Annotated in this window: 15 protein-coding genes; 10 read left to right on the forward strand and 5 right to left on the reverse strand. The window is 69.7% G+C overall.

Annotation, left to right across the window (positions count from 1 at the left end):
• The first annotated feature begins 94 nt into the window (after positions 1-94).
• Positions 95-2,365, forward strand: coding sequence for a protein translocase subunit SecD (secD, locus tag NLX83_RS36335; RefSeq protein ID WP_308209444.1), 2,271 nt, complete (start codon positions 95-97; stop codon positions 2,363-2,365).
• A 305-nt stretch (positions 2,366-2,670) separates the two neighbouring features.
• The gene (locus tag NLX83_RS36340; RefSeq protein ID WP_254239802.1) at positions 2,671-3,021 is read left to right on the forward strand and encodes a hypothetical protein; all 351 of its coding nucleotides are present in this window, start codon (positions 2,671-2,673) and stop codon (positions 3,019-3,021) included.
• Here the strand turns inward: NLX83_RS36340 and NLX83_RS36345 are convergent.
• Positions 3,018-4,760 carry an ABC transporter ATP-binding protein gene (locus NLX83_RS36345; protein ID WP_254239803.1) on the reverse strand — a complete coding sequence of 581 codons (1,743 nt, stop codon included), beginning with the start codon at positions 4,758-4,760 and terminating at the stop codon, positions 3,018-3,020. The two genes, NLX83_RS36340 and NLX83_RS36345, sit on opposite strands and share 4 nt — an antisense overlap.
• Before the next feature lie 93 nt (positions 4,761-4,853).
• On the opposite strand from NLX83_RS36345, the gene NLX83_RS36350 reads away from it, so the two are divergent.
• Positions 4,854-5,435, forward strand: a complete 582-nt coding sequence (locus NLX83_RS36350) for a TetR/AcrR family transcriptional regulator (RefSeq protein WP_254239804.1) — start codon at positions 4,854-4,856, stop codon at positions 5,433-5,435.
• Positions 5,436-5,910: 475 nt separating this feature from the next.
• Here NLX83_RS36350 and NLX83_RS36355 read toward each other — a convergent pair whose 3' ends face one another.
• On the reverse strand, positions 5,911-6,054 hold the full coding sequence (locus tag NLX83_RS36355) for a hypothetical protein (protein ID WP_254239805.1): 144 nt from the start codon (positions 6,052-6,054) through the stop codon (positions 5,911-5,913).
• Positions 6,055-6,154: 100 nt separating this feature from the next.
• On the opposite strand from NLX83_RS36355, the gene NLX83_RS36360 reads away from it, so the two are divergent.
• Positions 6,155-7,189 carry a zinc-dependent alcohol dehydrogenase family protein gene (locus NLX83_RS36360; RefSeq protein WP_254239806.1) on the forward strand — a complete coding sequence of 345 codons (1,035 nt, stop codon included), beginning with the start codon at positions 6,155-6,157 and terminating at the stop codon, positions 7,187-7,189.
• A 32-nt stretch (positions 7,190-7,221) separates the two neighbouring features.
• A complete protein-coding gene (locus NLX83_RS36365; protein WP_254239807.1) occupies positions 7,222-7,527 on the forward strand; it encodes a DUF3024 domain-containing protein in 306 nt (101 codons plus the stop codon).
• Between the two features lies 1 nt (position 7,528).
• Here NLX83_RS36365 and NLX83_RS36370 read toward each other — a convergent pair whose 3' ends face one another.
• Positions 7,529-8,896, reverse strand: a complete 1,368-nt coding sequence (locus tag NLX83_RS36370; RefSeq protein WP_254239808.1) for a serine/threonine-protein kinase — start codon at positions 8,894-8,896, stop codon at positions 7,529-7,531.
• Between the two features lie 603 nt (positions 8,897-9,499).
• On the opposite strand from NLX83_RS36370, the gene NLX83_RS36375 reads away from it, so the two are divergent.
• The 3 genes from NLX83_RS36375 to NLX83_RS36385 all read left to right on the forward strand — a co-directional run bounded on the left by NLX83_RS36375 (position 9,500) and on the right by NLX83_RS36385 (position 11,302).
• On the forward strand, positions 9,500-9,799 hold the full coding sequence (locus NLX83_RS36375; RefSeq protein ID WP_254239809.1) for a septal ring lytic transglycosylase RlpA family protein: 300 nt from the start codon (positions 9,500-9,502) through the stop codon (positions 9,797-9,799).
• Between the two features lie 13 nt (positions 9,800-9,812).
• Positions 9,813-10,412 carry a DUF5666 domain-containing protein gene (locus NLX83_RS36380; RefSeq protein ID WP_254239810.1) on the forward strand — a complete coding sequence of 200 codons (600 nt, stop codon included), beginning with the start codon at positions 9,813-9,815 and terminating at the stop codon, positions 10,410-10,412.
• Positions 10,413-10,489: 77 nt separating this feature from the next.
• Positions 10,490-11,302: a MauE/DoxX family redox-associated membrane protein gene (locus NLX83_RS36385; RefSeq protein ID WP_254239811.1), complete on the forward strand. Its 813-nt coding sequence runs from the start codon at positions 10,490-10,492 to the stop codon at positions 11,300-11,302.
• A gap of 108 nt (positions 11,303-11,410) precedes the next feature.
• Here the strand turns inward: NLX83_RS36385 and NLX83_RS36390 are convergent, their stop codons facing one another.
• Positions 11,411-12,631 carry an HNH endonuclease signature motif containing protein gene (locus tag NLX83_RS36390; protein ID WP_254239812.1) on the reverse strand — a complete coding sequence of 407 codons (1,221 nt, stop codon included), beginning with the start codon at positions 12,629-12,631 and terminating at the stop codon, positions 11,411-11,413.
• Between the two features lie 499 nt (positions 12,632-13,130).
• On the opposite strand from NLX83_RS36390, the gene NLX83_RS36395 reads away from it, so the two are divergent.
• Both NLX83_RS36395 and NLX83_RS36400 read left to right on the forward strand, forming a co-directional pair.
• Positions 13,131-14,270 (forward strand): glycoside hydrolase family 88/105 protein, encoded by a 1,140-nt coding sequence (locus NLX83_RS36395; RefSeq protein WP_254239813.1) that lies wholly within the window; start codon positions 13,131-13,133, stop codon positions 14,268-14,270.
• Positions 14,271-14,321: 51 nt separating this feature from the next.
• On the forward strand, positions 14,322-15,533 hold the full coding sequence (locus NLX83_RS36400; RefSeq protein ID WP_254239814.1) for a sulfite oxidase: 1,212 nt from the start codon (positions 14,322-14,324) through the stop codon (positions 15,531-15,533).
• Between the two features lie 23 nt (positions 15,534-15,556).
• On the opposite strand, the gene NLX83_RS36405 is transcribed toward NLX83_RS36400, so the two are convergent.
• Positions 15,557-16,747: a lipase family protein gene (locus NLX83_RS36405; protein WP_254239815.1), complete on the reverse strand. Its 1,191-nt coding sequence runs from the start codon at positions 16,745-16,747 to the stop codon at positions 15,557-15,559.
• Positions 16,748-16,758: the final 11 nt, after the last annotated feature.

Raw genomic sequence — 16,758 nt, forward strand, 5'->3', positions numbered from 1 at the left:
CGCCCGTCACCACCCCCGTCTGTCCTTTGTGGACAGCGGCTCATCCGGAGGCTTTCCACCCATGTCGCGCCCACGCGCGCGCCGGGGACCCGTCGTGAGGGTGTTGCTCGCCCTCGCGGTCCTCGCCGCGTCCGTCTACCTCATCCTGTCCACCGCCCCGCGCCTCGGCCTCGACCTGCGCGGCGGCACCCAGATCGTGTTGCAGGCCAAGGACTCCGCCCAGGCCAAGGCCGACGCCGCCACCACCGACCGGGCCCTGGAAGTGCTGCGCCGCCGCGTCGACCAGCTCGGCGTCGCCGAGCCGACGCTGGCCCGCTCCGGGGAGAACCGGATCATCATCGAGCTGCCCGGCGTGCAGGACCCGCGCCGGGCCGTGGAGGTCATCGGCCGCACCGCGCAGCTGACCTTCCACCCGGTGATCGGCGCCCAGCAGCCCGGCGCGCAGCCCAAGCCTGGGCAGAAGGTGCTGCCGACCGCCGAGGGCGAGCAGCTGGTGCTCGGCCCCGCCGCGCTGACCGGTGAGGGCGTCGCCGACGCCACCGCGGGCCCGGCCCCGAACGGCCCCGGTTACGTGGTGTCGATCAACTTCCAGTCGGCGGGCGGCAACGCCTGGGCCAAGCTCACCGGGCAGGCCGCGTGCGCGCCCGTCGGCAGCCCGGTGCGCCGCGTCGCCATCGCGCTCGACGACAAGATCATCTCGGCTCCCGAGGTGAACCCGCAGGTCAGCTGCAACGTCGGCATCCTCGGTGGCTCCACCCAGATCACCGGCAAGTTCACCAACCAGCAGGCGTCCGAGCTGGCCGTGCTGATCAAGGGCGGCGCGCTGCCGGTGCCGGTCGAGGTCGTCGAGCAGCGCACGGTCGGCCCGACCCTGGGCGCCGACGCCATCCGCGCCAGCATCGAGGCGGGCGTCATCGGCCTCGGCCTGACCGCGCTGTTCCTGATCGTCGTCTACCGCCTCGCCGGGCTGATCTCGGTGATCGCGCTCATCGGCTACTCCGCGCTGTCCTACGCGATGCTGCTGTTCATCGGCGCGACGCTGACGCTGCCCGGCCTCGCGGGCCTGGTGCTCGCCATCGGCATGGCGGTGGACTCCACGGTGCTGGTCTTCGAGCGAACGCGGGAGGAGTTCCTCGGCGCGCGCACCGACCAGCGACTGCCGAAGGCGCTCGACCGCGGTTTCGGCAACGCGCTGTCGGCGATCGTGGACTCCAACATCACCACGCTCCTCGCCGCCGGGCTGTTGTTCTGGCTCGCCACCGGGCCGGTGAAGGGCTTCGGCGTCACGCTGACCATCGGTGTGCTGGGCGCGATGTTCTCCACGCTGGTGCTCACCAGGGCGCTGCTGTTCCTCGCCATTCGTGGGCCTTTCGCCAAGCACCCCAAGCTCACCGGCCTCGCTCACCACGGCATCGTCCGGCGCAAGCTCGAGGCGCGCGACCCGAAGCTCTACGACCGGCCGGGCCGCTGGCTGATCGGTTCCGCGATCGTGCTCGTGCTGCTGTTCGCGGGCGTGTTCGTGCGCGGCATCAACCTCGGCGTCGAGTTCACCGGTGGACGCGTCTTGGAGTACTCGACCAGCGCGCCCGCGAACGTCGAGAAGGTCCGCAACGCCGTCAGCGAGGCCGGTTTCCCGCGCGCGATCGTGCAGGCGTCGGGCCAGGACGCGGTGACCGTGCGCACCGAGCCGGTCGAGAACACCGCGCCGATCCGTGACGCGGTCGCCAAGGCCGCGGGCAAGGCGGAGCAGATCCGCGACGAGAAGATCGGCCCGAGCCTCGGTGTCGAACTGCGGAACAACGCCCTGATCGCGTTGCTGCTCGCGGTTCTGGCGCAGTTGGCCTACCTGGCGTTCCGGTTCGACTGGCGGCTCGGCGTGGCGACCGTGCTCGCGCTCACCGCCGACGTGCTGATCGTGCTCGGCACGTTCGCGTGGATGGACAAGACGCTCGACGCGGTGTTCCTCGCCGCGATGCTCACAGTGATCGGTTACTCGGTGAACGACTCCGTGGTCGTCTTCGACCGGGTGCGCGAGCTCCGCGGACTGCGGCCGAAGGAGACCTTCGCCAGGGTCAGCAGCGCGGCCGTGCTGCAAACCCTGCCGCGCACGGTGAACACGGGTATCGGTGTGCTGTTCGTGCTCGGCGCGCTGCTCGCGCTCGGCGGTGGATCGCTGGCCGACTTCGCGCTGGCCATGCTGCTCGGCCTGATCGCGGGCACGGCGTCCACGATCGTCACGGCCGCGCCGATCGCGGTGCTGCTGGACAAGCGGTGGCCCGGCGCGGGCAAGCAGCGCTCCAAGAAGAAGTCGCACTACTCCGCGACGCCGGCCCACAAGCGCGACCACACCGGCGCCGTCGTCTAGCCCCAGCGTGGTTGGCCCGTCTTCAAGTACAGCCAACCCCACCGCAGAACGTCTCAAACCGCAGCACACCTCCGGGTGCGCTGCGGTTTGAGACTTCGGCAAGGGGGGTGCGTTGTACTTGAAGACGCCCGAACCCGGGCTGGGACGGCGGGGCGGGGAACACGGATGAGGCGCGGTGGGCGGGCCTATCCGAATGATTGTCGTAAATCGATGCACAATGCTCGGTTGACGTTCTCCCTTAGGGATTCTAGGGTCGTGCTGCGTTTCTTTGGTAAATCGATAGACTGCGTTCTGAGGAGCCTTTCGTGAAGCAGTCCTCCTTCTGGCGGCGAGCCGCGTCCGTGCTGACGACAGCGGGCGTCGCGGCCGCGATGCTCACCGTCGGCTCGGGCGCGGCCCACGCGGACCCCTACAACTGCTCGGACCAGTACGTGTACTGGTCGCCCTCAACGCCCGATCCCTACTACCGAGCGATCTGCCGAGGCGGAACCGGCAGGATCCAGGCGTTCGCCACGTGCTCGGACGTCAGGGTCATGCCGCCCCGGCGCGTCCGAATCGCCGGGAACCTCGCGCGCGTCGGTGAGTACAGCCGAATCCTCTGCCCTCCGACGCACGACGCGGTCATCGACGGCATCTACCGGGTCGTGGAGCACTAGGCGGGGACGGCGATGCGGAGTGCTCCGACGAGGTCACGGTAGAGCTCGTCGGAGCGCACCAGTTCCCCGTGCGTGCCGACTGCGCGCAGCTTCCCCTTGTCCAGCACCACGATCCGGTCCGCGTCGACCACAGTGGACAGTCGGTGCGCGATGGTCAGCACGGCACCCTTGCCAGCGGCGCGCTTGATCACCTCCTGCACGGCGGCCTCGGTCAGCCCGTCGAGCTGCGCGGTCGCCTCGTCCAGCAACAGGATCTCCGGATCGGTCACCAGCGCGCGGGCCAACGCGATCCGCTGACGCTCACCACCGGAGATCGCCGCGCCGGACAACGGCGTGTCCAGCCCGTGCTCCAACCTCCGCACGCGCTCGTCGAGGCGCACGGCGCGCAACGCGGCCCACACGGCCTCCTCGGAAGCGTCGGCGTGCGTGTAGAGCACGTTCTCGCGCACGGTCCCCGGAAGCAGCGGCGTGTCCTGCTCGACGTAGACGATCCGCTTGCGCACGTCCTCGATGGACAACTGTCCAAAGGGGACACCGTCGAGGGACAGCTCGCCGTGCTCCGGCTGGAGGAACCGCAGCATCAACGAGAACATCGTCGTCTTGCCCGCGCCCGAAGGTCCGACGAACGCGGTGTGCCCGATCCTCGGGATCTCCAGGTCGACCCCGTCAAGCGCAGGCGGTCCGCCGGGCACGTAGCGCGCGGTGACCCCGTTGAAGGACAACACGTTCGGCGTCGCGCGCTCCCCCATCGAGGTCACGCTCGCGTTGGACTCCTCGACCCCGAAGCTCTCCACCTCGCGGATGCGCGAGGCGGCGGCGATCCCGGACTGGAGGTGGGTGACGGCCTGGGTCAGCATGTTCACCGGGTCCATCACCTGGAACGCGTACAGCAGGAACGCGACCAGGCCGGAGACGGCGAGCTGACCGGAGCTGACCCGCCACGCGCCGAGCGCGAGCACGAACAGGATCGCCAGCTGCACACCGAAACTGGAGACGCACCAGGCGATCGCCTGGATGTGCACGGCGCGGACGCTCTGCCGGTTGGACTCGCGGGCCTCGGCGAGCACGCGGTCGCTCTCCCGGGCCTCGGCGCGGCTGGCCTTGACCGTGCGGATGGCCCGCAGCGCGCCTTCGAGCACCCCGCCGAGGCGGCCGACCGCGGCCTGCGCCTGCCGCTGCGCGCCGGACATCGACGGCATCAGGACCGCGACGGAGATCCCGACGATCGCGAGCATGCCGATCGTCGTGGACAGCAGCACCCAGTCCAGTGTGGCCATCAGCACCAGCGAGCCGACGAGTAGCACGGTGCCGTTGACGAAGTCGACCAGGCTGGCCGCGGCGGCCTCGCGCAGCAGCAGCGTGTCGGAGGTGACCCGGGTGACCAGCTCACCGCTGGTGCGGTTGGACAGCTCGGCGACCCGGACCCGGAACAGCCGCCGCACCATCGACGTGCGCGCGTCGAGCACGATCCGCTCGGCGAGCCTGCCCAGCAGCGTCCACTGCCCCAGGCCGAACAGCGAGCCGACCACCAGCAGCACGACCAGCACCGTCACCGGCCCGCTCACCGACCCCGACAGCGCGAGCGCGTCCAGGACCGCCTTGGTCACCATCGGCGTGGCCAGCGCGGCGGCCGTCGCCCCCAGCGCCAGCAGCAGCCCGCCCAGCAGCACCCCGCGGTGCGGGTGGACGAAGCTCCACAGCACCCGCATGTTCTGCCACTTCGCCGGTTTCGGCCCCATCGCTTCCCCCTCGCGTCGAGCCCGACCGTAGCACTTTGGGACACTCATGTCCCACAAATGGAGCTGAACGTCTCTGATCGCTAGAGTGGGCGGATGCCGAGCACGACCAGGGAATCGGGAAGCAGGAGCCGGACCAGGCGGGCCATCCTCGACGCCGCGATCGCCCTGCTAGCCACCCGGCCGCAGGCCTCGCTTGCCGAGGTCGCGGACGCGGCCGGCGTCGGCCGGAGCACGCTGCACCGCTACTTCCCGGAGCGCACCGAACTGCTCTCGGCGGTGGTGGAGGACTCGATGGCGCAGCTGACCGCCGCGGTCGCCGCCGCCGAGCTGGACCGGGGAACGCCCGCCCAGGGGCTGCGCCGGATCATCCACACCTACTTCGAGCTGAGCCCGGTGCTGCTGGTGCTCTTCGGCGAGCACCTGATCGACACGCGCAAGGACCTGGTCGGCGACCTCGACGAGCTGGACGCGCCGGTGTTCGCGCTGTTGGAGCGCGGCCAACGAGAGGGCTATTTCGACGCCGAGGTGAGCAAGGAATGGCTCAACCGCGTGCTGTGGGCGGTCGTCTACGTGGGCATCGACGCGACCGCCGAGGGCACGATGACCAGGCACGCCGCGCTTGAGTCCATCACCAGGACCTTGGAGCACGGAATGCTCGCACGACCCGGAGCGTAAAAAACCGTTGCGGCGCTTGGGAGCGCGGATTTAGCCTGGCCGCACACGGGAGAGGAGGTGGTCCAACGTTGAATATCAACAGGACTCGTGAGGTGGCTGTCCGCTAGGACCGCCAACGGCCTTCACAACGTCGGCCCCGTGGTGCACCGCGGGATAAGCGTCCGGCGAATACCAGGCAGCTACCCGGCCCCCGGAGTTCCGAGCCACAGTCCAGGCTCGGCCTGCGCAGCAGGAAGAAGCCCGGGGGTCGCTGCCGTCCACGGGGCCCTCGAACCCGCACCCATCCTGAACCCGCCCATCCTGAACCGCGCGGTGGTTGGGGCGTCTTCAAGTACCCCCAACCCCCACCTGAACAGTCGTTAACCGCCTCCAACCCCCTGCGGGTCGCCGGGGTTCGTCGTCGTTGAAGACCGCTGGGGCGGGGGTGGGTGGTACTTGAAGACCGGCGAACCCGGTGGTCGTGACCGCGCGCGCTCTACCGCCTGCGGAACTTCCGCAGCGCGTCGGTCACCTTGCGGCGCGTGTGCGGGTCCTTCGCGATCCGGCGCGCCTTGTGCTGGAGTTCACGCCCCTTGGGACTGCGCAGGAAGCGCTGGATCTTGCTGAAGAGTCCGGCCATTTCGCGTCCCCTTTGTCCGTTTGTCCTCGAGTGTGCCAGGTTTTGTGGTGCAAGCTGGTGGGGCCGCCGCCACGGCTGACGATCGACCCCAGGGACACACATGCTCGCGACCACCCTCCACGGCCCCGGCGACATCCGCGTCGAGCGGGTACCCGACCCGGTGATCACTCAACCGACCGACGCCGTGGTCACCGTCACCCACTCCTGCATCTGCGGCAGCGACCTCTGGCCCTACCAGGGCGTCTCCCCCTCGCAGCCGGGCGCGCGGATCGGCCACGAGTTCCTCGGCCGCGTCGCCGCGGTCGGCGCGGACGTCTCCTCGCTGCGCGTCGGCGACCTCGTGGTGGCGCCGTTCATGTTCAGCGACGGCGAGTGCGTGTACTGCCGCGAACAGCTGCCGACCTCCTGCCGCAACGGCGGCATGTGGGGCAAGGCGAACGACGGCGGGCAGGGCGAGGCGGTGCGCGTCCCCTTCGCCGACGCCACCCTCGTCAAGCTCCCCTCGGACGTCGACGAGGCCCTGATGCCCGCGCTGCTGTCGCTGTCCGACGTGCTGCCGACCGGCCACCACGCGGCCACCATCGCCGGTGTCCGCCCCGGGGCGACCGTCGCGGTGGTCGGAGACGGCGCGGTCGGCCTGTGCGCGGTGCTCGCCGCCCGGCGCCTCGGTGCGGAGCGGATCATCGCCATGGGCCGCCACGAGACCCGCACCGCGATCGCCCGCACGTTCGGCGCCACGGACGTCGTGGCCGCGCGCGGTGACGAGGCGGTCGAGGCCGTCAACGAGCTCACCGGTGGCGAGGGCGCACACGCGGTGATCGAAGCGGTCGGCACCTCGCAGTCCATGCGGACCGCCATCTCCATCGCCCGGCCCGGCGGCGGCATCGGCTACGTGGGCGTGCCGCACCTGGGCGGGGAGGGCCTGGACGTCAACCGCCTCTTCCAGCGCAACATCGCGCTGCGCGGCGGGGTCGCCCCGGCCCGCGCCTACATCGAGGAGCTGCTGCCGGACGTGCTCTCCGGCGCGGTCGACCCGTCCCCGGTCTTCGACACCACGATCAAGCTGGACGAGGTCGCCGAGGGCTACGCGGCCATGAACGACCGTCGTGCGCTGAAGGTCCTGATCACCCTTTGACGCACCCGTGGGCGGCCGTGCCACCATCTCGCATGGCCGTCCCGGACCCGCACCTGCGCCAGATCCTCCGCTGGTGTGAAGGGCGCATCCCCGAGCGCGCCCTCCACCAGGTCCGCGTCGAGTGCACGGTGCGCGCCGCGCACGTCACGATCTTCGAGGTCCGCGCGCCCTGGGCGGACGGTCCCCGCAGGGCGATCGCGCAGCTGCGCCACGACGGCGCGCTGTGGCGGCTCTACGGGCCGGACCGCAACGCCCGCTGGCAGCGGCTCGCCGACGTGCCCCCGCACAGCTCGCCCGGTCCCCTGCTGGACGTGGTGGGCCAACCCCGCTTCTGGTAGGTCAGTGCAGGCGGTTCGGCCCGCCGATGTCCACGCCGCCCGGGTCCGGCGGGGTCGACGGCGAACTGGGCTGGGTCGTCGGCCTGGTCGTGGTCGGCTTCGACGGCGTGGTGGTCGGCTGCTGCGGGGTGGTGGTCGTCGGCTGACCCGGCGTCGTGGAGCTGGGCGTGGACGGCGTGGTCGTCTGCGACCGGCTCCGCCTCGACGTGGTCGTCTCCTCGCCGCTGATCGGGGGCACCGAGGGCTGGGTGTAGCTCGGGGAGTTCCCGGCCCCACCGTCCCCACCGCCGCCGCCCGGGTCCTGCCGGCTCATCAGCAGCGCGATCGCCAGAGCTGTTCCCGCGGCCAGGATCGCGATGCCCAGACCCGCGCCGACCTTCGCCGGAGTGCCGCGGTACCACGGCTGCGCGGCGGCCGCGGCGGCCTTGAGCGCGGGCTGCACGCGCGTCGGCTCACCCTTGACCAGGGACGCGGTCGCACCCGCTCCGGCGCCCGAGGAGACGAGCACCGTCGCCGCCTCGTCCTCGCCGAGGTCCCCAAGCGCGACGCGGCGCAGGACGCCCTCCACCTCGGCCGGGGCCGGGCGCTCCGTGGGCTCCTTGCGCAGCATCGCCTCGATCAGCGGGCCCAGCGGGCCGGCGTTGCGCATCGGCTCCGGGTCCTCGGTGAGCACCGCGGTCAGCGTCGGCAGCGCCCCCGTGCGGTCGAACGGCGGTTTGCCCTCCACGGCGGCGTACATGGTGGCCGCGAGGGACCACAGGTCGGAGGCGGCGCCGACCTCAAGGCCGCGGGCGCGCTCCGGGGCGATGTAGCCGGGTGCCCCGACCAGCATCCCGGAGACGGTCAGCGACGCGTCGCCCTGCACGGTCGCGATGCCGAAGTCCGTCAGCACGGTGCGCCCGGTGTCGTGCACCAGCACGTTGCCCGGCTTCACGTCCCGGTGCAGGATGCCGTGCTCGTGCGCGGCGCTGAGCGCGGCGAAGACCTGGAGCGCGATCGCGGCGACGCGGCTCGGCGCCAGCGCTCCGTCCCGCTCGACGACCTGGGCCAGCGAAGGCGCCCTGACCAGCTCCATCACGATCCACGGGCGGCCGTCCTCGTCGACGACGTCGTAGACCGTCACCACGTTGGGGTGGCTGATCCTGGCGGCGGCGCGGGCCTCGCGCATGGTCCGGTCGGCCAGCGAGCGGCGCTCGTCGTCGCTGACCCACGCGGGCGCGGCGACCTCCTTGACCGCGACGTCGCGGCGGAGCATCTCGTCGACAGCGCTCCACACGGAGCCCATGCCGCCGCGCCCGATCAGCTCGCCGAGGCGGTAGCGCCCGCCCAGCAACCGTCCCTGATCGTCGCCAGCCTCCGTCGACGTCATCTACTACCCCGGGTTTCCGTACTCGTCGATGCCTGTTCGCCTCCTAGCCTAGGAGGCCGGAGCCCTCGTCCGGATGACAAAACACCGGCGGTCGGGTGGCAGCGCCGAACGGACGGCCGTGACCTGCGACTACTCCGTTCGAAGGACCCTGTGGCGCAGAGCACGTGGCATTCGTGGCAACCACGGACGGGCGTGGGCCGTTAGGCGGTACCGGCTGCCACGGACGGAGCCTCCCGGAAACCCGTTCTCGGGTTTACCGTGATTTTGGTTACTCGGTAACCGTTCCCTGCGTCAGCACGCCGCTCGCCGACGCCGGGCCAGCCCGGAGACGGCGGGCTCGCCTGGCGCGTTTCGTGAGTTCCCCCTCGGGCGGCGTCGTCCGCGCGCGGCCGGACTCCCTGCCCCGGCCGCCGCGGATCTTCACCACGGGGCCGCCTCCCCTGCCTTGGTGGCCCCGTCAGTTCGCTGTGCTCCACCGTGCGAAATGAGGGCAACCACATGGCTCCAGTCACCGGGTCCACGACCTGGTTCTGTTGCGGTGCCGCTTGGGGTCCGTGCGGCTCCACCGGTAAGGGCGCTTGCGGGACCTGCAACTCCGCCAGCATGCAGTGCGCATGGCCCAACGCGTCCAACAACTGCTTCGACATCACCCGGCCGGACAAGTGCGGCAAGAACCTGGTCCGCCGCACCTGCGGGCACCAGTTCACCATCACCAGCCTGTGCAACAACAAGGCGGTCCGGGTCAAGATCGCCGACTGCGGCCCGCAGACCGACCTGTGGTGCGGTGAGAAGACGTGCTGCGGCGCCAAGTGCGGCACGAACCGGATCATGGACCTCACCCCGGCCGCGTACAGCGCGATCGGCAGTCTCTCCGGCGGGCGCCTGCCCTGCACGGTCGCGTGAGAGGGGCTGGACGATGAGTTCCTTGGGACGCAGGCGTTTCCTCAGTTCGGCGGCACTCGGCGGCGCGGCCGTCGTCGGTGCCACCGCGTTCGGTTCGGTGGCCCCGGAACAGGCGCTGGCCTCGCCCAGCCTGGAGCTGGACCCGGCGCTGCCGGACCCGAACTTCGCCGAGGGGCGGATCTCGGCGATCACCGGCTCGATGCTGATGGTGACCGGGTCCGACCGGACGCTGCACCGCATCCACGTCACCGACGGCACCAGCCTCTGGAAGCTGCGGCCGACCACCTTCGACGCCATCAAGGTCGGCGACGGGCTCTACGCCCGCGGCCTGAAACTGGACGACGGCACCCTGGCCGCCGATTCGGTGTGGGTCAACATCGTCAACCTGACCGCGCACATCACCGCGATGGAGCGGGACGTGCTGCACCTGGACCACCACGGGGACCGGGTGGTCGGGCACGTGGTCGCGGGCACCACCGCGGCGGTCTACAACGACACCCCGGCCGTCTCCGACCTGTCGCTGTTGCAGGTCGGCAAGCACGTGCAGGTCATCGGCGCGTGGCGGCCCGACACCAACGAGGTCGACATCGCGACGGTGTTCGCCGCCGCGTAGTCCGGCGCCGGACCACGAGGGATCCGGGCGGCCCTGTTCCGCCCGGATCCCTCCCCGGCAGTGGGAGGGAGACCCCGATGTTGTTGTCCTCGCAGGTTTTCGTGGTGGCGATCGTGCTCGCCTGGACGGGCGGCGTGAAACTCTTCGGCCCCGCGCCCGGCCTCGCCGCGCGCCGCACCGCGCTCGACCGCCTGGTGGGCAAGGGCCGCGAGCTGACCGCCTACCGCGCGGTCGGCGTCGTCGAACTGCTGATCGCCGCCGCGCTCGCCCTGCCCCCGGTGGAGTTCGCCGAGGGCCTCGCCGCGACCGCTCTGGCCCTGGGTTTCGTCGCGTACCTGGTGTACGCGCGGCGAGTCCGGCCCGAGTCCGACTGCGGTTGCATGGGCGGCAAGGGCGGTCCGATCGGCTGGCGTTCGCTGAGCCGCGCCTGCCTGCTCGTGCTCGCGTCCGCGATGGCCGCTGGCGCTGGCCAGGAAGCCGCTTCGCCTCTGGTCGTGCTCGCCGGTCTGGCTGTTTTCGTGGCCCTGTCGGCGGAGCTCGACCGGTACTGGCTGTTGCCGTTGCGGCGCTTGCGGGTCCGCCTCAGCCATCCGCTGGCCGGGCTTCCCGTGCGGGTCCCGTTGGCGGCGGGCGTCGAGCAGGTGGAGCGCAGCCCCGCCTACCGCGCCGTCGCGGGCTTGTTGCGTTCCGACGTGCGCGATACGTGGACCGAGGGCGAGTGGCGCTTCGTGAGCTATTCCGCCCGCTACCAGGACCGTGCCGCGACCGTCGTGTTCGCCGTCCCGACCGATCGGTTCGTCCCGGAGGAGGTGCAGGCGGCTCTGGTGGACGAGAGCACCGAGGAGACCTTGTGGAGGTTCGCGCCCACTGCCAGCGTGGGTTTGGCTTGACCTGGGGCGCGTGCGCCCTTCGCGCGTGACCGTGTGGCACGCGCACGCCAGGTAAGTCTCCTTTCCGTTGCGCTGCTCCGGGGCGTCCGTCCACTGTGGACGTCCCGGCTATAGCACCAATGGGCAATCCACCCTGATGTTCCGCAACGGCGCCTGGTCAGGGTCGATCCATTTCGGTGGGATGAAGCTCGGTATCCCGTGCTCGAAGATGATCACCCAATCCTGTTCGTGGATCACATGATGGTGATACACGCAGAGCAGGACGAGGTTGTCGAGGTCGGTCGGTCCGCCGTCGATCCAATGCACCACATGATGAGCTTCTGTCCACGAGGGAGGCCGATCGCAGCCGGGGAAGGCGCATCCCTTGTCCCGCACCGCGAGTGCTCGTCGTTGGGCGAGTGAGGCGAGTCGTCGTCCGCGTCCGTAGGCGAGGGGTTCACCCTTCTCCCCGAGCACGACCTCAGCGATATCGGCATCGCAGGCGACGTGCTGGGCCAGGTCCGGGGACACCGGCTGACCAGTGTCAGTCCGGGCACACCCGGTCTTGTCCTTGAGGTTGTCGGCGTTCATGGTCATGACCAGCAGCGAGCGGGGCAAGCCCGGGATGTCGTGGTGGGCCATCGCGATGGTCATGGCCTCGATGAAGGCATCGGCCAACCGCTGTTCGAAGGTGCGGGGGTCTTTCTCGCCGTCCACGGATCGGGGTTTGGCCATGGCGAGGAGGAAGTTGGAGACCTTCTCACCGTCGAGTGGACCCATCGTGGCACTGAGGCGCACACTCCCGTCCTTGCCTCGGGACATCCGCGCCGCACGCCGCTCGATCGCGTCCTTCTCATCCTTGTAGACGCCGTCGGGGTCGACCACCGTCCGCACGTACTTCCCCGCGCGCTTCAGGAACTCCGGGTCCAACGTCGGAGCGACATCCGCCAGCACACGTTCAGCACGTGCCTCGTGCTCCGGCGGGAGACGCTTGATGGCATCGGAGATCACCAACGCGTGTTCACCACTGATCTCACCCGCATACATCGCCTCCCGGGTATTCGGGAGTGTCGGCAACTCCCGCACCAACCGAGTCCGCCGCTTCGCCTCACCGGGATGGATCTGCAGCTTGTTACACAACAACATCGCCAAGTCCTTGCACCCGTACGTGGCGTGCAAGACACGATCGTCGGCCTGAGTGTTGGCATCGGTCTTCACCGCCATCAGGAGCCTGCCGATCGTCTCCAACTCCGACAGGAATTCGAGGTGGTCGTTTTCGGAGAGCTGGTAGGAGTCGTTGGCCGCCAGCTGCGCGGCGAGCATCTCCCGCATTGCCTTGGTATCCAACATGATCACACCTCCCTCCCATGTGGATACCTCCACTTAATCACATCTTTTCAGCATGTCAAATCGTTGCCACACAAGGGAAAACCCAGGCGCCGGACAAGCGTGAGCCGCCGCTGGAACGGTCGGCTTTACCTGGGGAGCGCGTGCCATACGCTCATCGCGAGGGCCGGGGTTTCATCCCGTGCCCCCGAGAGGCCCAAGGGCACGCGCAAGGGGCCCCAGGTCAAGCCGACCCCACCGCTGGAAGTCCAGCCAACTCCGCTGGAAGTCCAGCCCGCGAACGCTGGAAGTCGCAGCCCGCGAACGCTGGAAGCCCAGCCCGTGCAAGCCGGAAGACACCCCGAAACACCCCACCTTTACCCCAGATCCCACCCCACAAATGCTCCATTCATGCGAATACATCCGACCTTTGCTTGACCGGCGCCCGGTGTCCCGTGTACCCCTGAGAACAAGACCCGAGAAACCGAGCCTCCCGCCGCGGGCTCAGCTGGAGGAGCAACCGATGCCCAGCCCGCAGCCGTTGTCCCGCGTCGCCGTCCTGCTGGTGACCGCGATGCTGTCCTTCCCGATCCCGGCCAACGCCGCCCCCGACTGGTCGAAGTCCATTGTGGACTCGACGATGAAGCGCCACACCCCGGCCACGCTCGGCGGCTGGGGTTACACGCGGGGGCTCTACCTGTACGCGCAGTACCTGGTCTACAAGCGCACTGGCGACAAGCGGTATCTGAGCTATATCAAGGAATGGGTGGATCGCTTCGTCGCCGAGGACGGGAGCATCCAGCAGAGTTTCACGCACCTCGACGAGATGCGGTCGGGCACGTTGCTGGTGATCCTGCACGCCGAGACGGGGCAGGCGAAGTATCGCAAGGCGGCAGACAAGATCCGCGCGGCGATCACTGGTTACCCGCGCACCTCGGACGGCGGAATGTGGCACGCGAAAGGCAAAGTCGGACAGCTGTGGGCGGACGGTGTGTACATGGCGCAGCCCTTCCTCGCCATGTACGGCAAGGAATACGGCGACGGCGCGTACGCCTATGAGGAAGCCGTGGACAACATGGCCGTCTACTTCAAGCATCTCAAGGCGGACAACGGTTTGCTGTGGCACGCCTACGACGAGCAGGGCGACGAGCCGTGGGCGAACAATCCCGGCAAGCATTCCGCGGAACACTGGGCGCGGGCGATCGGCTGGTTCGGCATGGCCGCGATCGACCTGCTGGAGATCCTGCCCGCCGACCACCCGCGACGCGCGGAGCTGATCGGCATCGTCCAGCACCTGGCCCGCGGTTACGAGCGGTACCAGGACAAAGCGACGGGGCGGTGGTTCCAGGTCGTCGACAAGGGCAGCGACGCCAGGAACTGGACGGAGACCTCGGCGTCCGCGATGTACACGTTCATGCTTTCCCGCGGAGTGCAAAGGGGTTTTCTCGACGCGCGGTACCGAACGGTTGCCTCAAAGGGTTATCGCGGCGTGCTGGCGAAGGTGTCGGTGAACCCGGACGGGCTGACCGACGTGCGCGACATTTCCGAAGGTACCAACGTCGGCGACGCGAGCTATTACTTCAACCGCAAGCGCAACACCAACGACCTGCACGGCCTCGGGGCGTTCCTGATCATGTCGGAACAGCTCCGCACCTTGGGGTAGCCCTTCGGTCCACGCGGTTGTTTTCGGCTCTGTTGAGCCAATACTGCGTTCGTGGCGATAGACGAGGCGAGCTATGACCAACGGCGGCTGACGCATTGGCTGTCCCGGCGGGGTTTCTTCCACCTCGGCGCGGGACTGGGTGCGGCCGCCGCGTTCTCCGGCCTGGGCGGGCAGAGCGCGTCCGCTCAGGCCGGCTCCATCGTGAAGCCGTTGCCGCCGGAGCTGTTCATCGATCACGGCACGAACGCAGAGATGCGCTGGGAAGCCATGCGCGGCAAGGGGTTCACCGTGCCCAACGACCGGTTCTTCGTGCGCAACCACACCAAGACCCCGTCGATCGACGCGCGGACCTGGCGGCTGCGGTTGTTCGGCACGGGACTGCGCGTTGGCCCGGTGTCGTTCAGCTACGAAGACCTGCTCGGCCTGCCCGCGGAGACGGTCACCGAGTTCGTCGAGTGCGCGGGCAACGGCAGAAGCCTTTACACCACGCAGCAAGGAACTCCGGTGCCCGGAACGCCGTGGCTGCTCGGCGGGATCGGTGTCGCGCGGTGGCGCGGCGTCCGGCTCTCCACGGTCCTGGAGCGGGCCGGGATGACCTCCGCGGCGGTGGACGTGATGGCGAGCGGCCTGGACCCGGACTTCGTTGACGGGCAAGCAAACCACGGTCGCGTTCGACGTCCGCTGCCCGTGGCCAAGGCGTTGCGGGACACGCTGCTGGCCTACGAGATGAACGGCGAGACGCTTCCGCCGGACCACGGTTTCCCGGTGCGGCTGATCGTGCCGTCGTGGACCGGGATCTCGAACATCAAGTGGGTCGGCTCCATCGAGGTCTCCGCGACGCCGTTGTTCTCGCCGTGGAACACCCAGTTCTACCGCCTGTTCGGCCCGACCTACCCGCCCGAGGGCAGTGCGCCGCTGACCACTCAGGTCTCCAAGTGCGCCTTCGAACTGCCGTGGGACGCACAGTTCACCGCGGGTCGCCGCCACGTGCTGACGGGCCGCGCGTGGTCTGGCAAGGGCTACGTGCGGAGCGTCCGCATCAGCACGGATGGCGGCTCGACGTGGCACCAGGCGCGGCCATTGGGTCGCGACCGCGCCTGGTTGCAGTGGGCGTACACGTGGTGCCCGGAACGTCCCGGCCGCCACACCCTGATGGCCGCTGCCACCGACAGCACCGGTGCCACGCAACCACTTCAGGTGCCGTTCAACAAGTTCGGCTACCTCTTCGGCGCAGTGGCCCGCCACCCCGTCACAGTCACCTGACCGCCGGTGCGCACGTACTGCGGTCAGCAGGATGTGGGGGCGGGCTTGCCGGAGAAGCGGGCGGAGAGCCACTCCATCGCCAGCGGTGTGGCGACCACGTCGCCGGTGATGTGGCCCGCCAACGGGATCGTCCGCCACTGCACCCGCGCTCCGAGCGAGCAGTAGGAGTTCAGCAGGGGTTTGGCGATGCTGTGCGGGATCAACGGGTCGATGTCGCCGTGCACCAGGTAGACCGGCGCGCGCGGCGCCTTCTGCCCGGCGCGGTTCTCCGCGAGGCGCGCCTGCCACTTCGGGTTCGCCAACGGGTCGGGCACCGAGGCGATGGTGGCGAAGCTCTGGAAAGCGTTGCGCGGCACCATGACCGCGACGCAGTCCTTGCTCGTCTCCTCGACGAGGCGGCGGCCGTGGGCGTTGAGGAGGTCCTCGTAGGGCAGCTCGGGATACGCCGCCTTGTAGCCCGCCATCACGCCGACCGCGAGGCCGAAGAACGGCCCGCCGTTCATCACCGGCGCGAGCGCGGCGAGGTCACGCGGCACACCACCGGCCGCCACACCGACGAGGTTCAGCTCGGGCGCGTAGCTCGGCTGCAACTCCCCCGCGAACGCCGATGCCTGGCCGCCCTGCGAGAAGCCCCAGAGGCCGACCGGGCCGGAGCCGATGAGGTGCTGGGCGGCGCGGGCGGCGTCGAGCATGCTCCGCCCCTCGGACTGGCCGACCGCGTAGGTGTGCACACCGGGCGTGCCGAGGCCCTGGTAGTCGGTGATCACCACGGCCCAGCCCCTGAGCAGCGGCTGCGCGATCAGCGCGACCTCGTTCTCGATGCCCGCGCGGATCGTGAACGACGGCGCGCAGATGTCGCCGAGGCCGTGGGTGCCCACGGCGTAGGACAGCAGGGGGCGCGGGCCTGAAACCCAGGGCGTCGGCGGGACGAGCAGGGTGCCGGACACCGCGATCGGCTGACCGGTCGCGGAGGTCGAACGGTAGAGGATCTGCCACGCCTGAACCGGGGCGGGCAGCAACGCGAACTTCGCGACGATCTTCCGGGATCGAAGGATCTCGCCGGGCTTTCCGGCCGGAAGCGGGTCGGGAGGCTGGTAGAAGGGATCGGCCGACGGGATCGGAACCGAGGTGGCCGAGGCGGTGACAGGGATGCCGACCAGCAGGAACAACAGGGCGAGGACGGCGACGACGCGTGAGCGGGACAGCGGAGACATCGACGGCTCCT

The sequence above is a fragment of the Allokutzneria sp. A3M-2-11 16 genome (genome assembly GCF_024213555.1).
Classification (GTDB): Bacteria; Actinomycetota; Actinomycetes; order Mycobacteriales; family Pseudonocardiaceae; genus Allokutzneria.